This window comes from Streptomyces sp. NBC_00029, from assembly GCF_045160505.1.
Classification (GTDB): Bacteria; Actinomycetota; Actinomycetes; order Streptomycetales; family Streptomycetaceae; genus Streptomyces.
The window spans coordinates 2,627,636-2,650,678 of record NZ_CP108292.1 but is presented as its reverse complement, the minus strand read 5'-3'; the positions used below and the strand labels follow the sequence as shown (position 1 = coordinate 2,650,678).

Sequence of the window (23,043 nt, the reverse complement as noted above, 5' to 3'; positions counted from 1 at the left end):
ACGACGCCCAGGGGGGCACATGAGTCACCGCGCGAGATCGATCCTCGCCGCAAGCGCACTCGTTTTCGGAACCACACTCGCCGTGCTACCCGCCGCGGCGCAGGCCCAGCCGGGACCCGGCGCCGCATCCGGCGCCGACGAGGTACGGGTCTACGACGCCGACATCACCCGGGAACAGGTCCCGCTCGTCCTCGCCGCGGGGCAGGACGCGCACGAGCTCACGCACCGGGCCCCGGAGACCGGGACGGCCCGGGTCGAGCTGTTCCTCAGCGGCGCCCAGGCCGGAGAACTCGCCGCCCAGGGCGTCAAGCTCGCCGAGCGCAAGGTTCCCGCCCAGGGCCTGGCCCGGGCCAAGGCGGCCGGCGACGGGGTGTTCCGCCCGTACAGCGGCAAGGGCGGTCTCCAGGAGGAGATCCTGCGGACCGCGCAGGAGAACCCGGGGCTCACCAAGGTCGTCTCCATCGGCAAGACCGTCCAGGGCAAGGACATCCTCGCCCTGAAGGTCAGCAAGAACGCCGGGAAGACCAGGGACGGGGACAAGCCGTCCGTCCTCTACATGTCCAACCAGCACGCCCGTGAGTGGATCACCCCCGAGATGACCCGGCGGCTGATGCACCACACGATCGACAACTACGGCAAGGACCAGCGGATCACCAAGCTGGTGGACTCCAGCGAGCTGTGGTTCCTGCTCTCGGCCAACCCGGACGGGTACGATTACACGCACGCGGCCGACGGCGAGCGGCTGTGGCGCAAGAACCTGCGCGACAACGACGGCGACGGGAAGACCGGCCCCGGCGACGGGGTCGACCTCAACCGGAACTTCGCCTACAAGTGGGGCTACGACAACGAGGGTTCCTCGCCGAACCAGGGGAGCGAGACCTACCGCGGCCCGAGCGCCTCCTCCGAGCCCGAGACCGCAGCCCTCGACCGCTTCGAGAAGCGCATCGGCTTCGACTACGCGATCAACTACCACTCCGCGGCCGAGCTGATCCTCTACGGCGTGGGCTGGCAGGTGGCCACCCCCACCCCGGACGACGTCGCCTACAAGGCGCTCGCCGGCACCCCGGAGAACCCCGCCGTGCCGGGCTACTACCCGCAGGTGTCCTCCGAGCTCTACACCACCAACGGCGAGGCCGACGGCCACGCCTCCAACGTCAACGGCATCATGATGTTCACGCCGGAGATGACCACCTGCCAGACCGCCTCGGCGAGCGACCCGAACGACCCGTGGAAGCCCGAGGACTGCGCCTCCGGCTTCAACTTCCCGGACGACGAGAAGCTCATCCAGGCGGAGTTCGCCAAGAACATCCCCTTCGCCCTCTCGGTCGGCGAGAGCGCCGCGACCCCGGACCGTCCGAAGTCCTCGCTGGGCCTGAGCGCCGCCGACTTCACCGTGGACGCCTTCGCCACCTCCTACGTCGCTCGCGGCGAGGACCAGAAGGTCTCGGTCACGGCGCGCAAGGCGCTGAAGGACAAGGAACTCAACTACCGCATCAACGGCGGCCGCACGCACGACGAGGACCTCAAGGCCTGGAAGGGCGGCGAGGTGTACGGCGGCGACGACAACAACTGGTTCGACGAGTACCGCGCCGAGGTCGACGGCGCGAAGCCCGGCGACAAGGTCGAGGTCTGGTTCACCGGCCGCGACCGCTCCGGCAAGCAGGTCTCCAGCGAGCACTTCACGTACACGGTGGCCGAGCGGCCGCGCGCGGACGTCCTGGTGATCGCGGAGGAGGGGGCCAAGGCCCAGCACGCCCAGACCTACGTCGACGCCCTGCGGGCGGGCGGCAGGTCCGCGGCGGTCTGGGACGTCGCCGTCCAGGGCGCCCCGCACCACCTCGGGGTCCTGTCCCACTTCCGAACGGCCGTCCACTACACCGGGGCCAAGACCCCCGGCGGCGAAACCCAGTTGGCGGTGCGCGACTTCCTGAACGAGGGCGGCAGGCTGATCGAGGCCGGTGAGCTGGCGGGCGGCAACGCCCAGGTCGGCCGCGCCGTGACCAACGACTTCAGCCAGTACTGGCTCGGCGCCTACGGCCGTACGAGCACCGCCGGAGCCACCGGCTTCGCCGGCGCCGGGGCCCTGGGCGGGACGCGGGCCGCCGTCGGGGACGCCGCGGGCAATCCGCTGAACGCCCCCGGGGCGTACATCGTGACCTCCGAGACCCTGGCGCCCGCGCAGTTCCCGCAGTTCAAGAGCGCCCAGGCGGGCGCCTTCACCGGGGTCGTGAACCCGTACGCCCCGTACGCCGGCACGGGCATGGCCTCGGCCCTGCACACCGACGACGACTGGAAGCGCCTCGTCCGTACGATCGACCTCACCGGGGTCACCGCGGCCGACCAGCCGCAGCTGAAGCTGGCGCTCAGCTGGAACACCGAGGAGGGCTACGACCACGCCGCCCTGGAGGCCCGTACCGCCGGCGGCGACGACTGGACCACGCTGCCGGACACGGGCGGCCTGACCAGCTCCACCGTCCCGGAGGAGTGCGAGGCCGGATTCTTCATGAACGGCCATCCCTTCCTGCGCCGGTACCTCACCCTCGACGCCGGGGGCTGCACCCCGCAGGGCACCAGCGGCAAGTGGAACACCTTCACCGGATCCTCCGGCGGCTGGAAGCAGGTCTCCTTCGACCTGAGCGCGTACGCGGGCAGGAGCGTTGAGCTCTCGCTCGCCTACATCACCGACCCGGGCTCGGGCGGCCGCGGAGTCTTCGCGGACGAGGCGCGCCTCTCCGTCAAGGGCGCCGACCAGCCGGCCGAGGGATTCGAGACGTCCCTCGGTGCCTGGACGGCACAGGCCGCACCTGCGGGAAGTCCCGAAGTGGCAGGTGACTGGGCCCGGTCCGGCGAACTGTTCAAGTCCTACGCCGCGGTCACTACGCGTAACACCGTGCTGCTGGGCTTCGGTCTGGAACACATGCCCACGGCGGCGGACCGTGCCGTACTCGTCGGTAAGGCACTTCGCGCGCTGCGCCACTGATCGGAGCCCCTCCCGTCACTCACCCTGAGTGACGGGAACCGAGGTCACGAGGTCCCGTTCCACAGCGTCCGGAACGGGACCTCGTGGGAGTACCCCCGCGAAGTAGGGGGAGTGTCAGGCCCCGACCGATGTCACCCAAAAGCTCACGGAGAGGTAGGGTCGTAAGCGGTCGGGGACATCCCATACAGCTCGCCGGCGCTCTTACCGGCGCACCAACGAGGAGATCGGTTCGTGACGATCCGCGTAGGCATCAACGGTTTTGGCCGAATTGGCCGTAACTATTTCCGGGCGCTCCTGGAGCAGGGAGCGGACATCGAGATCGTCGGTGTCAACGACCTGACTGACAACGCGACCCTGGTGCATCTGCTCAAGTACGACACCATCCTGGGCCGCCTCAAGGCCGAGGTCTCCCACACCGACGACAGCATCACCGTCGGTGGCCAGACCTTCAAGACCTTCGCAGAGCGTGACCCCGCGAACCTCCCGTGGGGCGAGCTGGGCGCCGACATCGTCATCGAGTCGACCGGCATCTTCACCAAGAAGGCCGACGCCGCCAAGCACATCGCCGCGGGCGCGAAGAAGGTCCTCATCTCGGCTCCGGCCAAGGACGAGGACATCACCATCGTGATGGGCGTCAACCACGACAAGTACGACGCGGCCAGCCACCACGTCATCTCCAACGCCTCCTGCACCACCAACTGCGTGGCGCCGATGGCCAAGGTCCTCGACGAGAACTTCGGCATCGTCAAGGGCATGATGACGACGGTCCACGCGTACACGAACGACCAGCGCATCCTGGACTTCCCGCACTCGGACCTGCGCCGCGCCCGCGCCGCCGCCGAGAACATCATCCCGACCTCCACCGGTGCCGCCAAGGCCACCGCGCTGGTCCTCCCGCAGCTCAAGGGCAAGCTCGACGGCATCGCCATGCGCGTCCCGGTCCCGACCGGCTCGGTCACCGACCTGGTCCTCGAGCTCTCCCGCGAGACCACGGTGGAAGAGATCAACGCGGCCTTCCAGAAGGCTTCGGAGGGGCAGCTCAAGGGCATCCTCGACTACACCGAGGACGCGATCGTCTCTTCCGACATCGTGAACTGGCCCGCGTCCTGCACCTTCGACTCCTCCCTGACCATGGTTCAGGACGGCACGCAGGTCAAGGTCGTCGGCTGGTACGACAACGAGTGGGGCTACTCCAACCGTCTCGTCGACCTCACCGTCTTCGTCGGCGGTCAGCTCTAAGAACGTAGGGCAAGGCACCACGATGTGAGCACAGGGTCCGAGCAGCGCAACGAAGCGCCGCACGGGCCCTGTTGCTTGCCTCGTTATTTCCTTCCTCGCCCTTCGAGTGAAGGCTAAAGGAGTAGAAACACATGAAGACGATCGATGAACTGCTCGCCGAGGGCGTCAAGGGCAAGCGGGTCTTCGTCCGCGCGGACCTGAACGTCCCGCTGGCCGAGGGCAACATCACCGACGACGGCCGCATCCGCGCCGTCCAGCCCACGATCGCGAAGCTCGCCGAAGCCGGCGCCCGCGTCATCGTGGCATCGCACCTCGGCCGCCCGAAGGGCACCGGCACGGAGCCGGCGTTCTCGCTCGCCCCGGCCGCCGCGCGCCTCGGTGAACTCCTCGGCGCGGACGTCGCGTTCGCCACCGACACCGTCGGCGCCTCCGCCAAGGAGACCGTCGCGGCCCTCACCGACGGCCGGGTGGCCGTCATCGAGAACCTGCGCTTCAACGCCGGCGAGACCTCCAAGGACGACGCCGAGCGCGGCGCCTTCGCGGACCAGCTCGCCGAGCTCGCCGACATCTACGTCGGCGACGGCTTCGGCGCGGTGCACCGCAAGCACGCCTCGGTCTTCGACCTGCCCGCCCGCCTCCCGCACGCGGCCGGATACCTCATCGCCACCGAGGTCGGCGTCCTGAAGAAGCTGACCGCCGAGGTCGAGCGCCCGTACGTGGTGGTCCTCGGCGGCGCCAAGGTCTCCGACAAGCTCGCCGTCATCGACGAGCTGCTCGGCAAGGCCGACCGCATCCTCATCGGCGGCGGCATGGCGTACACCTTCCTCTACGCCAAGGGCTACGAGGTCGGCATCTCCCTGCTCCAGAAGGACCAGGTGGAGGTCGTCAAGGAGTACATGCAGCGCGCCGAGGACACCGGGGTCGAGCTGGTCCTCCCGGTCGACGTGCTGGTCTCCGCGGAGTTCCCGGACCTCAAGGGCAAGACCCCGGCCGACTTCACGGTCGTCGACGCGGACAAGATCCCCGCCGACAAGGAGGGCCTGGACATCGGCCCGAAGACGCGTGAGCTGTACGCGTCGAAGATCGCCGACGCGAAGACCGTCTTCTGGAACGGTCCCGTGGGCGTCTTCGAGCACCCGGACTACGCCGGGGGCACCACGGCCGTCGCCCAGGCCCTGCTCGACAGCAGTGCCTTCACCGTCGTCGGCGGTGGCGACAGTGCCGCCGCGGTCCGCATCCTGGGCTTCGACGAGAATGCTTTCGGCCACATCTCGACCGGTGGCGGCGCCTCCCTCGAATACCTCGAGGGCAAGACGCTCCCCGGCCTCGCCGCCCTGGAGGGCTGAACCCGTATGACCACGCGCACCCCGCTCATGGCGGGCAACTGGAAGATGAACCTCAACCACCTCGAGGCCATCGCCCACGTCCAGAAGCTCGCCTTCGCCCTGGCCGACAAGGACTACGACGCCGTCGAGGTCGCGGTCCTGCCGCCCTTCGTCGACCTGCGTTCCGTCCAGACCCTGGTCGACGGCGACAAGCTGAAGATCAAGTACGGCGCCCAGGACATCTCCGCGCACGACTCCGGTGCCTACACCGGTGAGATCTCCGGCCCCATGCTGTCGAAGCTGAAGTGCACGTACGTGGCCGTCGGCCACAGCGAGCGCCGCCAGTACCACGGTGAGAACGACGAGATCTGCAACGCCAAGGTCAAGGCCGCCTTCAAGCACGGGATCACCCCGATCCTCTGCGTCGGCGAGGGCCTGGACATCCGCAAGGCCGGCCAGCAGGTCGCGTACACGCTGACCCAGCTCGACGGCGGCCTGGCGGGCGTCCCGGCCGAGCAGGTCGAGTCCATCGTGATCGCCTACGAGCCCGTCTGGGCCATCGGGACCGGCGAGGTCGCCACCCCCGACGACGCCCAGGAGGTCTGCGGGGCGATCCGCGGCCGTCTCGCCGAGCTGTACTCGCAGGAGCTGGCCGACAAGGTCCGCATCCAGTACGGCGGCTCCGTGAAGTCCGGGAACATCGCGGCGATCATGGCCCAGCCCGACGTCGACGGCGCGCTGATCGGCGGCGCGGCGCTGGATGCGGACGAGTTCGTCAAGATCGTCCGCTTCCGCGACCAGTGAGTATGCGGTAGGGCCGATCCGTCGTACCCTTGCGGGGGCCAGGGGCTGAACCTTCAGCCGCTGGCCCCCGCGCACATCTCGCAAAGCCGGAATGCCTGAAAAGCCAGAAAGTAGGAATCAGCCGTGATTATGGGGTTCTCGATCGCCCTGATCGTCTTCAGCGCCCTGCTGATGCTGCTCGTGCTGATGCACAAGGGCAAGGGCGGCGGCCTCTCCGACATGTTCGGCGGCGGTATGCAGTCGTCGGTCGGCGGTTCCTCCGTCGCGGAGCGCAACCTGGACCGCATCACCGTGGTCGTGGGTCTGCTGTGGTTCGCGTGCATCGTCGCGCTCGGCCTGCTGGTGAAGACGAGCAGCTGACCGTTCTGGCCATTCCGGCAGTCCGGTCGGCACCACCCGGCCTATCATGAGGGCCGGCGTTCATCGCGTGGAATCAGTAACTCCGCTCACTGGACGTGCGTTGGGCCTTACGTAGACTTGGGCGCTCCGCGGCGGGATATCCACTCACACTCCGCGGCACCATCACGCAGGGAGTTACGACCGTGGCAAGTGGCAACGCGATCCGTGGTAGCCGGGTCGGAGCGGGGCCGATGGGTGAGGCAGAGCGCGGCGAGTCCGCGCCCCGCCTGCGCATCTCCTTCTGGTGCTCGAACGGGCACGAGACGCAGCCGAGCTTCGCCAGCGACGCGCAGGTGCCGGACACCTGGGACTGCCCGCGCTGCGGGTTCCCTGCCGGCCAGGACAGGGACAACCCGCCCGCGCCGCCGCGCACCGAGCCCTACAAGACGCACCTGGCGTACGTGAGGGAACGGCGCTCGGACGCCGACGGCGAGGCGATCCTCGCCGAGGCGCTCGCCAAGCTCCGCGGCGAGATCTGAGACGACGCGCAACGCAAGACGTGAGGCCCGGTCCCACAGGAACTTCTCCTGTGGGACCGGGCCTCTTTGTGTGCGTTGTGCCGCTTGTGATCCCTTAAGTTGGAGAACGGCGGGGCACGACAGGACGGAAGAAGTGGGTTGATGTCCGAGATGAATGCAGGCAGCCGTACGAAGCTGACCCGGACGCCCGAGTGGCTGGCACTCGGCAAGCACCGGGAGGAGTTCGGGCAGACGCATCTGCGCGAGCTCTTCGAGGAGAATCCCGGCCGCGGCTCCGGCTACACCCTGCAGGTCGGCGACCTGCACATCGACTACTCGAAGCACCTCGTCACGGACGAGACGCTCGCCCTGCTCCGCGAGCTCGCCGAGGCCACGGGCGTGGCGGAGCTGCGCGAGGCCATGTTCCGCGGCGAGAAGATCAACACGACCGAGGACCGGGCGGTGCTGCACACCGCCCTGCGCGCACCGGCGGACGCCGTCGTCGACGTGGACGGCGAGAACGTCGTCCCCGGCGTGCACGCCGTCCTCGACAAGATGGCGGCCTTCGCCAACCAGATCAGGTCGGGAGCCTGGACGGGCTTCACCGGCAAGCGCATCAAGAACGTCGTCAACATCGGCATCGGCGGCTCCGACCTGGGCCCGGCCATGGCGTATGAGGCCCTGCGCGCCTTCTCCGACCGCAATCTGACGGTGCGCTTCGTGTCCAACGTCGACGGCGCGGACCTGCACGAGGCCGTGCGGGACCTGGACCCGTCCGAGACGCTGTTCATCATCGCCTCCAAGACCTTCACCACCATCGAGACCATCACCAACGCCACCTCGGCGCGCGGCTGGCTGCTCGCCGGGCTCGGCGGGGACCAGGCCGCCGTGGCACGGCACTTCGTGGCCCTGTCGACCAACGCCGAGAAGGTCACCGGCTTCGGCATCGATCCGGCCAACATGTTCGGGTTCTGGGACTGGGTCGGCGGACGCTACTCCTTCGACTCGGCCATCGGCCTCTCGCTGATGATCGCGATCGGCCCGGCCGCCTTCCGGGAGATGCTCGGCGGCTTCCACGCCATGGACGAGCACTTCCGCACGGCCCCGGCGCAGGAGAACGCCCCGCTCCTGATGGGCCTGTTGGGCATCTGGTACGGCGCCTTCTTCGACGCCCAGTCGCACGCGGTGCTCCCGTACAGCCACTATCTCTCGCGCTTCACGGCGTACTTGCAGCAGCTGGACATGGAGTCCAACGGCAAGTCGGTGGACCGCGACGGCAACCCGGTGGAGTGGCAGACCGGCCCGGTGGTCTGGGGCACGCCCGGCACCAACGGGCAGCACGCCTACTACCAGCTGATCCACCAGGGGACGAAGGTGATCCCTGCGGACTTCATCGGCTTCGCCCGGCCGGTGGCGGAGCTGGAGTCGGCCACGGCCGCCCAGCACGACCTGCTGATGGCCAACTTCTTCGCGCAGACCCAGGCGCTGGCCTTCGGCAAGACGGCGGACGAGGTGCGCGCCGAGGGCGCCGCGGAGTCGCTGGTCCCGCACAAGACCTTCCACGGGAACCACCCGACGACCACGATCCTGGCGACCGAGCTCACGCCGGCGGTGCTGGGCCAGCTGATCGCGCTCTACGAGCACAAGGTGTTCGTCCAGGGCGCGGTGTGGAACATCGACTCCTTCGACCAGTGGGGCGTCGAGCTCGGCAAGGTGCTCGCCAAGCGCGTCGAGCCCGCGCTGAGCGAGGGCGCGGACGTGCCGGGGCTGGACGCCTCGACGAAGGCCCTGGTGGCCACCTACCGGAAGCTGCGCGGCCGGAACTGACCCCGAGAGACGGAGAAGGGCCCGCTCCCCGGGAGGAGCGGGCCCTTCTCCGTCCGGACCGCTCAGGTCAGGACGAGGCAGGCGGGTACATGCCGGTCGGCAGCTTGGCCGCCGCCGCGCGGTCCAGGAGCCACAGGGTGCGGGAGCGGCCATAGGCCGCCGCCGCCGGGGCCTGGACCTCGCCCGCGCCGCCGAGGGCCAGGGAGACCGCGCCGGCCTTGTCCTCGCCCGCCGCCAGCAGCCAGACCTCGCGGGCCGCCCGGATCGCCGGGAGCGTGAGCGAGATCCGGGTGGGCGGGGGCTTGGGCGCGCCGTGAACGCCGACCACCGTGCGGTCGGTCTCGCGGGCCGCCGGGTGCTCCGGGAAGAGCGAGGCCACGTGCGTGTCCGGGCCCACGCCCAGCATGAGCACGTCGAAGGTGGGGACCGGACCGTGGTCCTCGGGGCCGGCCGCCTTCGCCAGCTCGGCCGCGTACGAGGCAGCCGCCGCGTCCACGTCCGCCCCGTACGGGCCGTCCGAGGCCGGCATCACGTGCACGCGGGCGGGGTCCACCGGGACCGAGTCCAGGAGGGCCTCGCGGGCCTGGGTGTGGTTGCGCTCGGGGTCGTCGGCGGGGACGTAGCGCTCGTCGCCCCACCAGAGGTCCAGCCGGGCCCAGTCGATCGCGTCCCGCGCCGGGGCGGCGGCCAGTGCCGCGAGCAGGCCGTTGCCGTTGCGTCCGCCGGTGAGGACGACGGACGCGGAGCCGCGGGCCGTCTGCGCGTCCACGATCTTCGTGATGAGCCGGGCCGCGGTGGCCTGGGCCATCAGTTCCTTGTCCCGGTGGACGACGACCTGGGGAGTCGTCATACCCATGTGCTGCCGCCTTCTTGGTTGTGCGGGTGGGATGCGGTGCGGGTGCCGCTGCGCGGAGACGTCCCCGCCCCTGTCTCCGTTTCCCGGGCTCTGCCCGGACCCGGTCCTCGAACGCCGGACGGGCTGACGATCCAGCCTCGCCGGCGTTCGAGGCGCGGGGTCCGGGGAGGAGCCCCAGCACGGTCCCGCAGGGGCCTCTACTTGGCCTTGGCCCTCTTGGGCTTCGGAGCCGGCGCCGGAGTCGGAGTCGGCTCCGCGGCCTGCTCCGCCGGAGCATCGGCGGGGGCCGGCTCGGCCGGAGCCGCCGAGGCCTCCAGCCGCGCCACGCCGAACTTCACCGAGGCCTCGTAGGTGTTGTCCGGGTCCAGCCGGCGCAGCTCCTCCGCCAGCAGCTCGGCCGTGTCGCGGCGCTTGAGCGCCACCGCACGGTCGGGCTGCCCCGGCATGCAGAGCGTGGCCAGCGCGCCGTCCGCCCGGTCCAGGACGATGTCGCCGTCCTTGGTGGACAGCCGTACGGCCGTCAGACCCGGGCCCGACGACAGCGTGCGCCTGACGGGGACCTGGAGCCGGTCCGCCAGCCACATGGCCAGCAGTTCGCAGCTCGGGTTCTCGTCCTCGCCCTCGACGGTCGCCGAGACGACCGACAGGGCCTGCTGGTCCAGTGCCGCCGCCAGCATGGAGCGCCACGGGGTGATCCGGGTCCACGAGAGGTCCGTGTCCCCGGGGGCGTACGCCGCCGCCCGCCCGCCGAGCGCCCTGATCGGGTCCTCGCAGGAGTACGTGTCCGTGATCCGGCGCTGCCCCAGCGCACCCAGCGGATCGCCCGCCAGGTCCGCGGGAGCACCGTCCGGCCACCAGACGACCACGGGGGCGTCCGGCAGGAGCAACGGGAGAACCACTGACTGGGCGTGGTCGACCAGTTCGCCGTGAAGGCGGAGCACAACCGTTTCGCCGCTGCCGGAGTCCGCCCCGACGCGGACTTCCGCGTCGAGGCGGGCGTCGCGGCGGCTGCGTGGCGAACGGCTGGCCCGCTTGATGACGACGACGATCCGCGAGGGGTGTTCGTGGGACGCGTCGTTCGCCGACTTGAGCGCGTCGTACGCGTTCTCCTCGTCGGTCACGATCACCAGCGTGAGGACCATGCCGATGGCCGGCGTGCCGATGTCCCGGCGTGCCTGCACCATCGCGGCATTGATCTTGCTGGAGTTGGTCTCCGTGAGGTCGATCTTCATGGCCGGCGCCAGCTCCGTCCGTCTCGTGCGAGCATCTCGTCCGCCTCGACCGGCCCCCAGGTGCCCGACGGGTACTGCGCGGGCTTGCCGTGCTTGTCCCAGTACTCCTCGATCGGGTCGAGGATGTTCCAGGACAGTTCGACTTCCTGGTGACGGGGGAAGAGGTTCGCGTCGCCGAGGAGCACGTCGAGGATGAGTCGCTCGTACGCCTCGGGGCTCGACTCCGTGAAGGACTCGCCGTAGGCGAAGTCCATCGTGACGTCCCGGACCTCCATGGAGGTGCCCGGGACCTTGGAGCCGAAGCGGACCGTCACGCCCTCGTCCGGCTGGACCCGGATGACCAGGGCGTTCTGCCCCAGCTCCTCGGTCGCGCCCGACTCGAACGGCAGGTACGGGGCCCGCTTGAAGACGACCGCGATCTCGGTCACCCGGCGGCCGAGGCGCTTGCCCGTCCGCAGGTAGAACGGGACGCCCGCCCAGCGGCGGTTGTTGATCTCCAGGCGGATGGCGGCGTAGGTGTCGGTCTTCGACTTGGGGTCGATGCCGTCCTCTTCGAGGTACCCGACGACCTTCTCGCCGCCCTGCCACGCGGCCGCGTACTGCCCGCGCACGGTGTGCTTGCCCAGGTCCTCGGGCAGCTGCACCGCCGTGAGCACCTTGAGCTTCTCGGCCACCAGCGCCTTGGGGTGGAAGGAGCCGGGCTCCTCCATCGCGGTCAGCGCGAGCAGCTGGAGCAGGTGGTTCTGGATGACGTCACGGGCGGCGCCGATGCCGTCGTAGTAGCCCGCCCGGCCGCCGATGCCGATGTCCTCGGCCATGGTGATCTGAACGTGGTCGACGTACGACCGGTTCCAGATCGGCTCGAACATCGTGTTGGCGAAGCGGAGCGCCAGGATGTTCTGGACGGTCTCCTTGCCGAGGTAGTGGTCGATCCGGAAGACCTCGTCACGCGGGAAGACCTCGTGGACGACCTTGTTGAGTTCCTCGGCGCTCTTCAGGTCGTGTCCGAAGGGCTTCTCGATGACGGCACGCCGCCAGGAGCCGTCCTTCTGCGCCAGCCCGTGGTCCTTGAGCTGCTGGACCACCTTGGGGAAGAACTTGGGCGGGACGGACAGGTAGAAGGCGAAGTTGCCGCCCGTGCCCTGTGCCTTGTCCAGCTCCTCTATGGTCGCCTTCAGGGTCTCGAAGGCGGCGTCGTCGTCGAAGTCGCCCGAGACGAAACGGCAGCCCTGCACGAGCTGCTGCCACACTTCCTCGCGGAAGGGCGTCCGGGAGTGCTCCTTGACCGCGTCGTGGACCACCTGTGCGAAGTCCTCGTCCTGCCACTCGCGCCGGGCGAACCCGATCAGCGAGAAGCCCGGCGGGAGCAGGCCACGGTTGGCCAGGTCGTAGACGGCAGGCATCAGCTTCTTGCGCGACAGGTCACCCGTAACGCCGAAAATGACCAGGCCGGACGGCCCCGCGATACGCGGGAGCCGCCGGTCCTGTGCGTCACGAAGCGGGTTCGCTCCGTTCACAGACAAGGTGTTCAGGCCTCCGTGGGGGCGAGGCGCTCAAGCTCCGCCTCGGTCGACTTCAGCAGGTCGTTCCAGGACGCCTCGAACTTCTCGACGCCCTCGTCCTCGAGCAGCTGCACCACATCGTCGTACGAGATGCCCAGCTTCGCGACCGCGTCCAGCTCGGCGCGCGCCTGGTCGTAGGTGCCGCGCACGGTGTCACCCGTGATCTGCCCGTGGTCCGCGGTGGCCTCCAGGGTGGCCTCCGGCATGGTGTTCACCGTGTTCGGGGCGACCAGGTCGTCCACGTACAGGGTGTCCTTGTACGCCGGGTCCTTGACGCCCGTCGAGGCCCACAGCGCACGCTGCTTGTTGGCGCCGACGCGCTCCAGGGCGGTCCAGCGGTCCGAGGAGAAGACCTCCTCGTAGGCCTCGTAGGCCAGACGGGCGTTGGCGAGCGCCGCCTTGCCCTTGAGGGCCTTCGCCTCGTCGGTGCCGACCGCGTCCAGGCGCTTGTCGATCTCCGAGTCCACGCGGGACACGAAGAAGGAGGCGACCGAGTGGATCAGGGAGAGGTCCAGGCCGGCGGCCTTGGCCTTCTCCAGACCCGCCAGATACGCGTCCATGACCTCGCGGTAGCGCTGCAGCGAGAAGATCAGCGTGACGTTGACGCTGATGCCCTTGCCGATGACCTCGGTGATCGCCGGCAGGCCGGCCTTGGTCGCCGGGATCTTGATCAGCGTGTTCGGGCGGTCCACCAGCCAGGCGAGCTGCTTGGCCTCGGCGATGGTCGCCGGGGTGTTGTGCGCCAGGCGCGGGTCGACCTCGATCGACACGCGGCCGTCCTGGCCGTCGGTGCGGTCGTAGACCGGGCGCAGGATGTCGGCGGCGTCCCTGACGTCCGCCGTCGTGATCATGCGCAGGGCCTCTTCCACGGTGACCTTGCGGGTCGCGAGGTCGGTGAGCTGCTGCTCGTAGCCCTCGCCGCCGCTGATGGCCTTCTGGAAGATCGCCGGGTTGGTGGTGACACCGACCACGTGCGACTGGTCGATGAGCTCGGCCAGGTTGCCGGAGGTGATGCGCTTGCGGGACAGGTCGTCCAGCCAGATCGCGACGCCTTCGTCGGAGAGGCGCTTGAGTGCGTCTGTCATGGGGTTACATCTCCTACTTGGGTTGCGTACCGGCGTCAGCGCGCAGCGGCTTCGAGGGATTCCTTGGCGGCGGCCGCCACGTTCTCGGCGGTGAAGCCGAACTCGCGGAAGAGCACCTTCGCGTCGGCCGAGGCACCGAAGTGCTCCAGCGACACGATCCGGCCGGCGTCGCCGACGTAGCGGTGCCAGGTCAGGCCGATGCCCGCCTCGACCGCGACGCGGGCCTTCACCGACGGCGGCAGGACGCTGTCCTTGTACTCCTGGTCCTGCTCCTCGAACCACTCGACGGACGGCATCGAGACGACCCGGGTGGGAACGCCCTGGGCCTGGAGCTGCTCGCGGGCCTCGACGGCGAGGTGCACCTCGGAGCCGGTGCCGATGAGGAGGACCTGCGCCGGGCCGCCCTCGGCCTCGAACAGGACGTAGCCGCCCTTGGCGGCCGCCTCGTTGCGTTCGTAGGTCGGCACACCCTGGCGGGTCAGCGCGAGGCCGTGCGGGGCACCCTTGCCGAAGACCTTGGTGTGACGGCGCAGGATCTCGCGCCAGGCGATGGCCGTCTCGTTGGCGTCGGCCGGACGGACGATGTTCAGGCCCGGGATGGCGCGCAGCGAGGCGAGGTGCTCGACCGGCTGGTGGGTCGGGCCGTCCTCGCCCAGACCGATGGAGTCGTGCGTCCACACGTACGTCACCGGCAGGTGCATCAGCGCGGAGAGGCGGACGGCGTTGCGCATGTAGTCGGAGAACACCAGGAAGGTGCCGCCGTAGATGCGGGTGTGGCCGTGCAGGGCGATGCCGTTCATGGACGCGGCCATGGCGTGCTCGCGGATGCCGAAGTGGATGGTGCGGCCGTACGGGTCGGCCTCCGGCAGCGGGTTGCCCACCGGCAGGAACGAGGAGTTCTTGTCGATGGTGGTGTTGTTGGAGCCGGCCAGGTCGGCCGAGCCGCCCCACAGCTCCGGGATGACCGCGCCGAGCGCGCCGAGGACCTTGCCGGAGGCAGCGCGGGTGGCGACACCCTTGCCGGCCTCGAAGACGGGGAGCTTGTCCTCCCAGCCCGCGGGCAGCTCGTTGGCGTTGATGCGGTCGAACTCGGCGGCGCGCTCCGGGTTGGCGGTGCGCCAGGCGGAGAACTCCTTCTCCCACTCGGCCTTGGCCTCGCGGCCGCGGTCCAGGGCCCGGCGGGTGTGCGCGATGACCTCGTCGGAGACCTCGAAGGTCTTCTCCGGGTCGAAGCCGAGCACGCGCTTGGTGGCCGCGACCTCGTCGTCGCCGAGCGCCGAGCCGTGGGCGGCCTCGGTGTTCTGGGCGTGCGGGGCGGGCCAGGCGATGATCGAGCGGGCCGCGATGAAGGACGGGCGGCCGGTCTCGGTCTTGGCGGCCTGGAGGGCCGTGAACAGCGCCTTCGGGTCGAGGTCGCCGTTCTCCTGCTGCGCGACGCGCTGGACGTGCCAGCCGTAGGCCTCGTAGCGCTTCAGGGTGTCCTCGGAGACGGCCGTCTCCGTGTCGCCCTCGATGGAGATGTGGTTGTCGTCCCACAGCAGGACGAGATTGCCGAGCTTCTGGTGGCCGGCCAGCGCGGACGCCTCGTGCGAGATGCCCTCCTGGAGGCAGCCGTCGCCCGCGATCGCGTAGATCATGTGATCGAACGGGGAGGTGCCGGGGGCGGCCTCCGGGTCGAACAGACCGCGCTCGTAGCGGGCGGCCATGGCCATGCCCACCGCGTTGGCGATGCCCTGGCCGAGGGGGCCGGTGGTGGTCTCGACGCCCTTGGTGTGGCCGTACTCCGGGTGGCCCGGGGTCTTGGAGCCCCAGGTGCGGAACGCCTCGAGGTCCTCCAGCTCCAGCCCGAACCCGCCGAGGTAGAGCTGGGTGTAGAGCGTCAGGGACGAGTGCCCCGCGGAGAGCACGAAGCGGTCGCGGCCCACCCACTCGGGGTCCGCCGGGTCGTGCCGCATCACCTTCTGGAAGAGGGTGTACGCGGCGGGGGCCAGGCTCATCGCCGTACCGGGGTGGCCGTTTCCGACTTTCTGGACCGCGTCAGCGGCCAGGATGCGGGCGGTGTCGACGGCCCGCTGGTCCAGTTCGGTCCACTCGAGCTCTGTGGTGGTCGGCTTGGTGCTCACCGTGGGTCAGGGCTCCTCTCCACATGTATGAATCCCGGTGACGAACGGTGCACCGGCGCGATTCCGAGCCTACCCCCGCAACGGCGTGCAGCTATTCGAGTGCAGGCAGTCCGTCACCGTGCCGCCGATCCGTGTTCACCCGCCCACGGCCGTTCGACGGGGCCCGTCTCCCGTATATATGCACGGTCCGATCGGCCCAACACGAAGCGACCCCGGCGCAGGGCGACGTAAGTGCAACGTCTACAGTGGCGTGGTACGCGCAAGCCTTAACCGGGCCTTCATGTTGTGAATGGTCCGAGTCGGAGCTTGCTGGATTCTCTCTCAGGGGTGTGCGTGACGGCCGTCGAATCCCGTCCAGCGGGGGTGCTCGGGACGAGCCCCGTCCACCGGCCGCTCGGGACCCGCGTCATGGCTTTCGTGGCATTGACCAAGCCGCGGATCATCGAACTTCTGCTGATCACCACAGTGCCGGTGATGTTCCTTGCCGAGCAGGGCGTCCCGTCGCTGCGGCTGGTCCTCCTGACCTGCCTCGGCGGCTACTTGTCCGCGGGCGGCGCCAACGCGCTGAACATGTACATCGACCGCGACATCGACGCGCTGATGGACCGGACCTCGCAGCGACCGTTGGTGACCGGCATGGTCAGCCCGCGGGAGTGCCTGGCCTTCGGCCTCTCCCTGGCGGTCTTCTCCACCCTCTTCTTCGGCCTGCTGGTCAACTGGCTGTCGGCGGCGCTGTCGCTCGGTGCGCTCCTCTTCTACGTCGTGGTCTACACGATGCTGCTGAAGCGCCGCACCGCGCAGAACATCGTCTGGGGCGGCATCGCGGGCTGCATGCCGGTGCTCATCGGCTGGTCGGCCGTCAAGAACGAGGTCTCCTGGGCCGCGGTCATCCTGTTCCTCGTCATCTTCTTCTGGACGCCGCCGCACTACTGGCCGCTGTCGATGAAGGTCAAGGACGACTACGCGCGGGCCGGCGTGCCGATGCTTCCCGTCGTCGCGGGCAACAGGGCCGTGGCGCGCCAGATCGTCCTCTACAGCTGGGTGATGGTGGCGGTCTCGCTGCTGCTGACCCCGCTGGGGTACACCGGCTGGTTCTACACCGCGGTCGCGCTGGTCGCGGGCGGCTGGTGGCTGTGGGAGGCGCACACGCTGCACGCCCGGGCCAAGGCCGGCATCACGGGCGTGAAGCTCAAGGAGATGCGCCTGTTCCACTGGTCCATCACCTACGTGTCGCTGCTGTTCGTGGCGGTGGCCGTGGATCCCTTCCTCCGCTGATTACTCGCCGGTAGCATGGGTTCCATGGGAGACACCGCAGACACGGCAGACGCCGCGGCCGCCGCAGGCGCCGCGGACAAGAAGCAGGACCGCAAGGCCGCGAAGCTGGCCAAGCAGATCGGCGCGTTCGCCAAGCAGCACGGCGGCGCCGAGGGCCAGCTCGCCCACATCGGCCAGGCCGGCACCCGGATCGTGCTCGTGGGCACGGACGGCGGCTGGGGCGACCTCGTGGCCCCCACCTTCGGGACGGCGCAGCTGGCCGCGGAGAAGGCCGGGCTCACCCTTCACGACGAGTTCGACGGCGAGTTCGCCGCGCGCGTGCGCACGGGTCCGTACGAGTGGACGCGCATGGCCGGTCTCCAGATCGGCGGACCGGCGAACCCGGCCGCGTAGGCCGTAGAACCCGTCCGGGGGGCGGGGGAGTGCCGTCTCGGTCAACAGCCCGAGCAACACCTCACACCCCGCTCACCCGTTAGGACGTGTGGAAGCCCCTTCCTCACGTCCGCAACGGGATGCCCGGATGATCGAAACGCCGCCCCTGGTGGACCAGTACTGCCACGGAGTACTCCGTACGGAGCTGGGCCTGGGCACCTTCGAGGCCCAGCTGATGCGCTCGGCGGGCCCGCCCGCCGCGGGCACCACCTTCTTCGACACGCAGACCGGCTTCGCGGTGCGCCGCTGGTGCGCGCCACTGCTGGGGCTGGAGCCGCACGCCACCCCCGCCCGCTATCTGGCGCGCCGGCGGGAGCTCGGCGCGGCCGAAACCGCCCGGCGGCTGCTGAGGGGATCCCCGGTCGCCGCCTACCTGGTCGACACCGGGGTGGCCGGGGACCTCACCGGCCCCAAGGAACTGGCGCTCGCCGGGGACGCGGAGGTCTTCGAGGCCGTCCGGCTGGAGTTACTGGCCAAGCAGGTCGCCGACACCTCCGGAACGGTGGGCGCCTTCCTCGCCAACCTCGCCGAGGCGATCCACCACGCCGCCGCCGGGGCCGCCGCCTTCACCTGCGCCACGGCCTTCACCCGCCCGGACGGCGCGGACCCTGCGGACACCCCGCCGGTCGGGCCCGAGCCGCCCGGTCCCGGCGCGGTGCGCGGGGCGGCCGGACGGTGGCTGGCCGGGCGGCCGCGGGGCGGAGCCGTACGGGACCCCGTACTCCTGGCGCACCTGCTGTGGAGCGCGGTGGCGTCCGGGCTGCCGCTCCAGCTGCACACCGGAGCGGCGGATCCTGCGCCGCTGACCGGGTTCGTACGGGCCACCGCGGGCCTCGGTGCGCGGCTGGTGCTGCTCGGGGGACATCCGGACCACCGCCGCAGCGCGCAGCTCGCGGCGGCCTTCCCGCACGTCTACGCCGATACGGGCGCGGCCCTCGGGCGGACCGGGTCGCGGGCCGCGGCGGCCCTGACGGAGCTGCTGGAGATCGCACCGTTCGGGAAGGTGCTGTTCTCCAGCGGGGGCGGACGCCTGCCCGAGCTGCACGCGATCGGCGCCCTGGTGTTCCGCGAGGCGCTGGGCCGGGCGCTGGGCGGGTGGGTCGCCGAGGGGTCCTGGTCCTGGCGGGACGCGGAACGGGTGGCGGCCATGGTCGCGGCGGGCAACGCCCGCCGCGTCTACCGGCTGGACCGGCCCTGACGGGCCCGGCTCAGACCGCGGAGAGCTGCGGGTCGCCCTGGGCGGGGACCCCGGCCTGCTCGGCCGGCCGCTCGCGCAGGCTCAGCGCGACCCGGAGCACGGCGATCCACACCAGGCACGAGCCCAGCATGTGCGCGGCGACCAGGGCCTCGGGGACCTGGGTGGCGTACTGCACGTAACCGATGGCGCCCTGGGCGAGCAGGACGAGCAGCAGGTCGCGGGCGCGCGCCCGGGTGTCGGCGGGGGCGTCCACGATGCGCAGGACCAGCCACATCGCGACCGCGAGCGCGCACACCACCCAGGCCGAGACGGCGTGCACGTGGGCCGTGGTGTCCCAGTCGAAGGGCATGCGCTTGATCTCGCTGCTGTCACCGGCGTGCGGGCCGGAACCGGTCACGACGGTGCCCGCCGCGATCAGGACGAGGGTGGTCGCGAGCAGCGCCCACGACAGCTTGCGCACCGGGCCGGGCACGCGCGGCCTGGGTGCGCCGTCGCCCTCGCGGGTGCGCTGCCAGGTGAGCGTCGTCACGGTGATCAGTGCCGTGGCGAGCAGGAAGTGCCCGGCCACGCTGTAGGGGTTGAGCCCCGTCAGGACGGTGATGCCGCCGAGTACGGCGTTCGCCATCACGACGAAGAACTGCACCCAGCCGAGCTTCGTCAGGGAGTGCCGCCACGGCTTGGCCGAGCGGGCGGCGATGATCGCCCAGCCGACGGCCGCGCTGAGCACGTAGGTCAGCATGCGGTTGCCGAATTCGATGGCGCCGTGGAAGCCCTGCTCCTGTGTCACGAGCAGGCTGTCGTCGGTGCACTTGGGCCAGGTGTCGCAGCCGAGGCCGGATCCGGTCAGCCGTACCGCTCCGCCGGTGACGACGATGACCACGCTCATGACGAGCGCGGCGAGTGCGGCCCGCTGGACGGTCCGGGGTGACGGGGTCCAGCGGCTGGCGATGTGGGCGAGGGGGTTCAACACGCCCCATATCGTAGGCGACCCCTTGTGCAAAGTTTCACGAGGGGGTGGCCATGGGGGCGTCGGGGCCGACGACCAGCCGGAACCTGGCCCCCACGGGGTCGCCCTCCTCGTGCCACCACAGGAGGATGCGCCAATGGCCTCCGTCGCCCGGGTAGTCCGCGGAGTCGGTGAATCCGCGCAGTAATTCGCCCGCTACGTCCTCGGCTGTCCTATTCCTTACTTCTGTGGCGCTGTGCCAGGGATGAGGCAGTACGTTCCATAGTCCGTCAGGTCCGCGGACCTCGAAGCGCCACACCGCGAGCCACGGGGTGACCTCCAGCATCGTGCGCACCTGCTCGACGCCGAGACCCAGCCCGGCGGCGATCCCGGGCTCCTCCACCCCCTGGATCCGTGCGGCCACCACGGCCCGGGGCAGCAGCCGTTCGGGCAGCAGCCCCTGCGCGCGCAGGCTGACCAGGGAGTCGAAGGCCAGGAAGCGCAGGCGGAGTTCCAGCTGGCGACCGATGTGATCAAGAGCCTCCTCCGCCTCCCCCGACTCCTCCGCGGCCGGGTCCGCGAGCAGCAGCTGCCGGAAGTCGGACTCGGCGGCCACGGCCCAGGCCACGGCCTCCTCGGCGGACCCCAGCTCGGCGAGACGGTCCCCGAGGAACACCTTGGCCTGGGCCAGGCCCCGCCGGTTGACCGGATCCTGCTGGTCCAGTGCCGCCCACACCCCCACCGCGGTCCGGGTCAGATCGCGGGCACGCTCACCTGCCGCCCGCTCCATGGCGCTCGGCCCCTCGCCGGCCGCCGGGCCCAGCGGGTGCTTCGGCAGCCGGGCGCCGTCGCTCAGCGGCCAGGCCAGCCACACCCCGTGGTTGATCAGCCCGCGGGCGTACCAGCGGGCGAATTCGGGGGACTGGCCGGCCGCGCGCTCGGAGCTGCGCAGCCCCTCCTCGATCGTGGCGAGGGCGCCCGCGCGGTCCCCCGCGGCGAACCTCAGGGCAGCGCGGTCGGCAAGGCGCAGCCCGAGCAGGGCGGTGCACCGCGGATCGTCGTCGAACGGGCGCAGGGCGCCGATCAGCTCGTCGAGGAGCCGGTCACGCTCCCCGGGCGCCGCGTGCTCCGCCCCCGAGCGCACCCGTGCCCATTGATCGTCCAGCCGTAGAACGGCCTCCCGCTGCACCATGTCCGCCCCCCGGCTTCATGTGTGAGGCGACCATCCTCGCCGCTGTGCCGTCGGGGCGGGCGGGATTTCATTCCCAGCGGAAGAGCCGCGCGGCGGCGCCCAGACCGAGTACGGCCCAGCCCGCCAGCACGGCCGCGTCGCCCCACGGGAATGCGGCCCCGTGCTGGAGGACCTCCCGCAGCCCGTCGGACAGGGCCGAGATGGGCAGCAGTCCCAGTACGGACTGCACGGCGTCCGGGAACTTCTCCAGCGGGACGATCACCCCGCCGCCGACCAGCAGGAGCAGGAAGACCAGGTTGGCGGCGGCCAGGGTCATCTCGGCCTTGAGGGTGCCCGCCATCAGCAGCCCGAGCCCGGAGAAGGCGGCGGTGCCCAGCAGGACCAGCGCGGCCACCGACAGCGGGTTGCCCTGCGGGGACCATCCGAGCGCGAGCGCGATCACCGTCAGCAGGGCGATCTGCAGCACCTCGGTGACCATCACCGACAGGGTCTTGGCGGCCATCAGGGCCCAGCGCGGCAGGGGGGAGGCTCCGAGCCGCTTGAGGACCCCGTAGCGGCGGTCGAAGCCGGTGGCGATGGCCTGGCCGGTGAAGGCGGTGGACAGCACGGCGAGCGCCAGGATCCCGGGCGCGAGGAAGTCCACGGACTTCTCGCTGCCGGTGTCCACGATGTCGACGGCGGAGAAGAGGGTCAGCAGCAGCGCCGGGATGATCACGGTCAGCAGCAGCTGCTCCCCGTTGCGCAGCAGCATCCGGGTCTCCAGCGCCGTCTGCGCGAGGATCATGCGGGACACGGGCGCGGCCCCCGGGCTGGGGGTGAACGTACCGGCGCTCATGCGCGCAGCTCCTTACCGGTCAGTTCGAGGAAGACGTCCTCGAGGGTGTGCCGCTCCACGGTGAGGCTGCTCGGCATCACGCCGTGCTGCGCGCACCAGGAGGCGACGGTGGCCAGCAGCTGGGGGTCGACGTCGCCGGTGACGCGGTAGACGCCAGGGGTGAGCTCGGCGGCCTCGGTGCCGTCGGGCAGCGCCTTCAGCAGCGAGGCGAGGTCGAGGGAGGGGCGGCCGGTGAAGCGCAGGGTGTTCTCGGCTCCGCCCCGGCACAGCTGCTCGGGGCTGCCGTGCACGATGACCCTGCCGGCGTCCACGATGGCGACCTCGTCGGCGAGCTGCTCGGCCTCGTCCATGTAGTGCGTGGTGAGGACGACGGTGACCCCGTCGGTGCGCAGTTCCCGTACGAGGTCCCAGGTCGCGCGGCGGGCCTGCGGGTCCAGGCCGGCGGTGGGTTCGTCCAGGAAGACCAGTTCGGGGCGGCCCACGACGGCCATGGCCAGGGCGAGGCGCTGCTGCTGGCCGCCGGACAGCCGGCGGTAGGCGGTGCGGCCGCAGCCGCCGAGCCCGAGGCGTTCCACCAGGGCGGCGACGTCGAGCGGATCGGCGTACAGCTTGGCCATGTGGCGCAGCATCTCGACGGCGCGGGCTCCGGAGTAGACGCCTCCGGACTGCAGCATCACGCCGATCCGCGGGCGCAGGGCCTCGGCCTGCGCGACCGGGTCGAGGCCGAGGACGCGGACGGTGCCGGCGTCGGGGCGGTGGTAGCCCTCGCAGGTCTCCACCGTGGTCGTCTTGCCCGCGCCGTTGGGACCGAGGACGGCGGTGACGGAACCGCTGCGGACGGTGAGGTCCAGGCCGTCCACCGCGGTCTTGGTGCCGTACCGCTTCACCAGTCCGCGGATCTCCACGGCGGGGTCGTTGCTCATGGGGGGTGAGTCTACGGAGCCGGGGGAGGGGCTGCGGGTCCCGGGGGTCGAGGCCCCTCCGCCCTCGCCCCGGCCCCTGCCGCCCCCCGACCGGATCCCGTTCCGACCCCGATCCGACCCCGTTCCGAACCCCCTCCGCACCCCTGCGACCCCGCTGCGTCCCTCCGGGATCCGGACCTCGCGTCGCGAATTCGGTTCTTTTTCAGCCTGGTGGTCCTGAACCGGTCGGAATCTTTCGGTGATCTTTTCCGGAACTCGGTGTTCACGGTCGCGGAGTGTGAATACGGGCGCAGCCGTGCTGGTGGGGAGCGGTTTGCCGGCTCACCGGCCGCACCCGGAAAGGTTGCGGAAT

General features: G+C 70.5%; 19 protein-coding genes. 10 read left to right on the top strand and 9 right to left on the bottom strand.

Going from position 1 to position 23,043, the window contains the following annotated elements:
* The first annotated feature begins 19 nt into the window (after positions 1-19).
* The 7 genes from OG753_RS12715 (at position 20) to pgi (ending at position 9,032) form a co-directional block, all read left to right on the top strand.
* Positions 20-2,980 (top strand): M14 family zinc carboxypeptidase, encoded by a 2,961-nt coding sequence (locus OG753_RS12715; protein ID WP_405788479.1) that lies wholly within the window; start codon positions 20-22, stop codon positions 2,978-2,980.
* 231 nt (positions 2,981-3,211) lie between these two features.
* Entirely contained in the window at positions 3,212-4,219 is a 1,008-nt protein-coding gene (gene gap, locus OG753_RS12710; RefSeq protein WP_314249046.1) for a type I glyceraldehyde-3-phosphate dehydrogenase, read from the top strand.
* A gap of 131 nt (positions 4,220-4,350) precedes the next feature.
* Entirely contained in the window at positions 4,351-5,565 is a 1,215-nt protein-coding gene (locus OG753_RS12705) for a phosphoglycerate kinase (protein ID WP_327261909.1), read from the top strand.
* Positions 5,566-5,571: 6 nt separating this feature from the next.
* Complete coding sequence (gene tpiA, locus OG753_RS12700) at positions 5,572-6,348, top strand: triose-phosphate isomerase (protein ID WP_401281513.1); 777 nt, start codon at positions 5,572-5,574, stop codon at positions 6,346-6,348.
* A 129-nt stretch (positions 6,349-6,477) separates the two neighbouring features.
* On the top strand, positions 6,478-6,708 hold the full coding sequence (gene secG, locus OG753_RS12695; protein WP_327266723.1) for a preprotein translocase subunit SecG: 231 nt from the start codon (positions 6,478-6,480) through the stop codon (positions 6,706-6,708).
* Between the two features lie 182 nt (positions 6,709-6,890).
* Positions 6,891-7,226, top strand: a complete 336-nt coding sequence (locus OG753_RS12690) for an RNA polymerase-binding protein RbpA (protein WP_010352468.1) — start codon at positions 6,891-6,893, stop codon at positions 7,224-7,226.
* A gap of 150 nt (positions 7,227-7,376) precedes the next feature.
* Positions 7,377-9,032, top strand: a complete 1,656-nt coding sequence (gene pgi / locus OG753_RS12685; protein WP_405792625.1) for a glucose-6-phosphate isomerase — start codon at positions 7,377-7,379, stop codon at positions 9,030-9,032.
* A 67-nt stretch (positions 9,033-9,099) separates the two neighbouring features.
* On the opposite strand, the gene pgl is transcribed toward pgi, so the two are convergent.
* The 5 genes from pgl to tkt form a co-directional block, all read right to left on the bottom strand.
* Positions 9,100-9,882 carry a 6-phosphogluconolactonase gene (gene pgl, locus OG753_RS12680; protein ID WP_327261907.1) on the bottom strand — a complete coding sequence of 261 codons (783 nt, stop codon included), beginning with the start codon at positions 9,880-9,882 and terminating at the stop codon, positions 9,100-9,102.
* A gap of 203 nt (positions 9,883-10,085) precedes the next feature.
* On the bottom strand, positions 10,086-11,120 hold the full coding sequence (gene opcA, locus OG753_RS12675) for a glucose-6-phosphate dehydrogenase assembly protein OpcA (protein WP_405788474.1): 1,035 nt from the start codon (positions 11,118-11,120) through the stop codon (positions 10,086-10,088).
* The gene (gene zwf, locus OG753_RS12670; protein ID WP_030016635.1) at positions 11,117-12,643 is read right to left on the bottom strand and encodes a glucose-6-phosphate dehydrogenase; all 1,527 of its coding nucleotides are present in this window, start codon (positions 12,641-12,643) and stop codon (positions 11,117-11,119) included. The genes opcA and zwf overlap by 4 nt, the downstream gene beginning before the upstream one ends.
* Positions 12,644-12,648: 5 nt before the next feature.
* A complete protein-coding gene (gene tal / locus OG753_RS12665) occupies positions 12,649-13,767 on the bottom strand; it encodes a transaldolase (RefSeq protein ID WP_327261905.1) in 1,119 nt (372 codons plus the stop codon).
* A gap of 35 nt (positions 13,768-13,802) precedes the next feature.
* A complete protein-coding gene (tkt, locus tag OG753_RS12660; RefSeq protein ID WP_405788473.1) occupies positions 13,803-15,890 on the bottom strand; it encodes a transketolase in 2,088 nt (695 codons plus the stop codon).
* A gap of 327 nt (positions 15,891-16,217) precedes the next feature.
* Between tkt and OG753_RS12655 the strand changes: the two genes are divergently transcribed.
* The 3 genes from OG753_RS12655 (at position 16,218) to OG753_RS12645 (ending at position 18,795) form a co-directional block, all read left to right on the top strand.
* Positions 16,218-17,165, top strand: a complete 948-nt coding sequence (locus OG753_RS12655; RefSeq protein ID WP_327266720.1) for a heme o synthase — start codon at positions 16,218-16,220, stop codon at positions 17,163-17,165.
* Between the two features lie 24 nt (positions 17,166-17,189).
* The gene (locus OG753_RS12650) at positions 17,190-17,558 is read left to right on the top strand and encodes a hypothetical protein (RefSeq protein ID WP_383190125.1); all 369 of its coding nucleotides are present in this window, start codon (positions 17,190-17,192) and stop codon (positions 17,556-17,558) included.
* Positions 17,559-17,685: 127 nt separating this feature from the next.
* Positions 17,686-18,795: an amidohydrolase family protein gene (locus OG753_RS12645; protein WP_405788471.1), complete on the top strand. Its 1,110-nt coding sequence runs from the start codon at positions 17,686-17,688 to the stop codon at positions 18,793-18,795.
* A 10-nt stretch (positions 18,796-18,805) separates the two neighbouring features.
* On the opposite strand, the gene OG753_RS12640 is transcribed toward OG753_RS12645, so the two are convergent.
* The 4 genes from OG753_RS12640 to OG753_RS12625 form a co-directional block, all read right to left on the bottom strand.
* A complete protein-coding gene (locus OG753_RS12640) occupies positions 18,806-19,795 on the bottom strand; it encodes a COX15/CtaA family protein (RefSeq protein ID WP_327261901.1) in 990 nt (329 codons plus the stop codon).
* A gap of 4 nt (positions 19,796-19,799) precedes the next feature.
* Complete coding sequence (locus tag OG753_RS12635) at positions 19,800-20,933, bottom strand: hypothetical protein (protein ID WP_327261900.1); 1,134 nt, start codon at positions 20,931-20,933, stop codon at positions 19,800-19,802.
* Positions 20,934-21,000: 67 nt separating this feature from the next.
* Entirely contained in the window at positions 21,001-21,768 is a 768-nt protein-coding gene (locus tag OG753_RS12630) for an ABC transporter permease (protein WP_327261899.1), read from the bottom strand.
* Positions 21,765-22,691, bottom strand: coding sequence for an ABC transporter ATP-binding protein (locus tag OG753_RS12625; RefSeq protein WP_405788469.1), 927 nt, complete (start codon positions 22,689-22,691; stop codon positions 21,765-21,767). Before OG753_RS12625 ends, OG753_RS12630 begins: the two co-directional genes overlap by 4 nt.
* Positions 22,692-23,043: the final 352 nt, after the last annotated feature.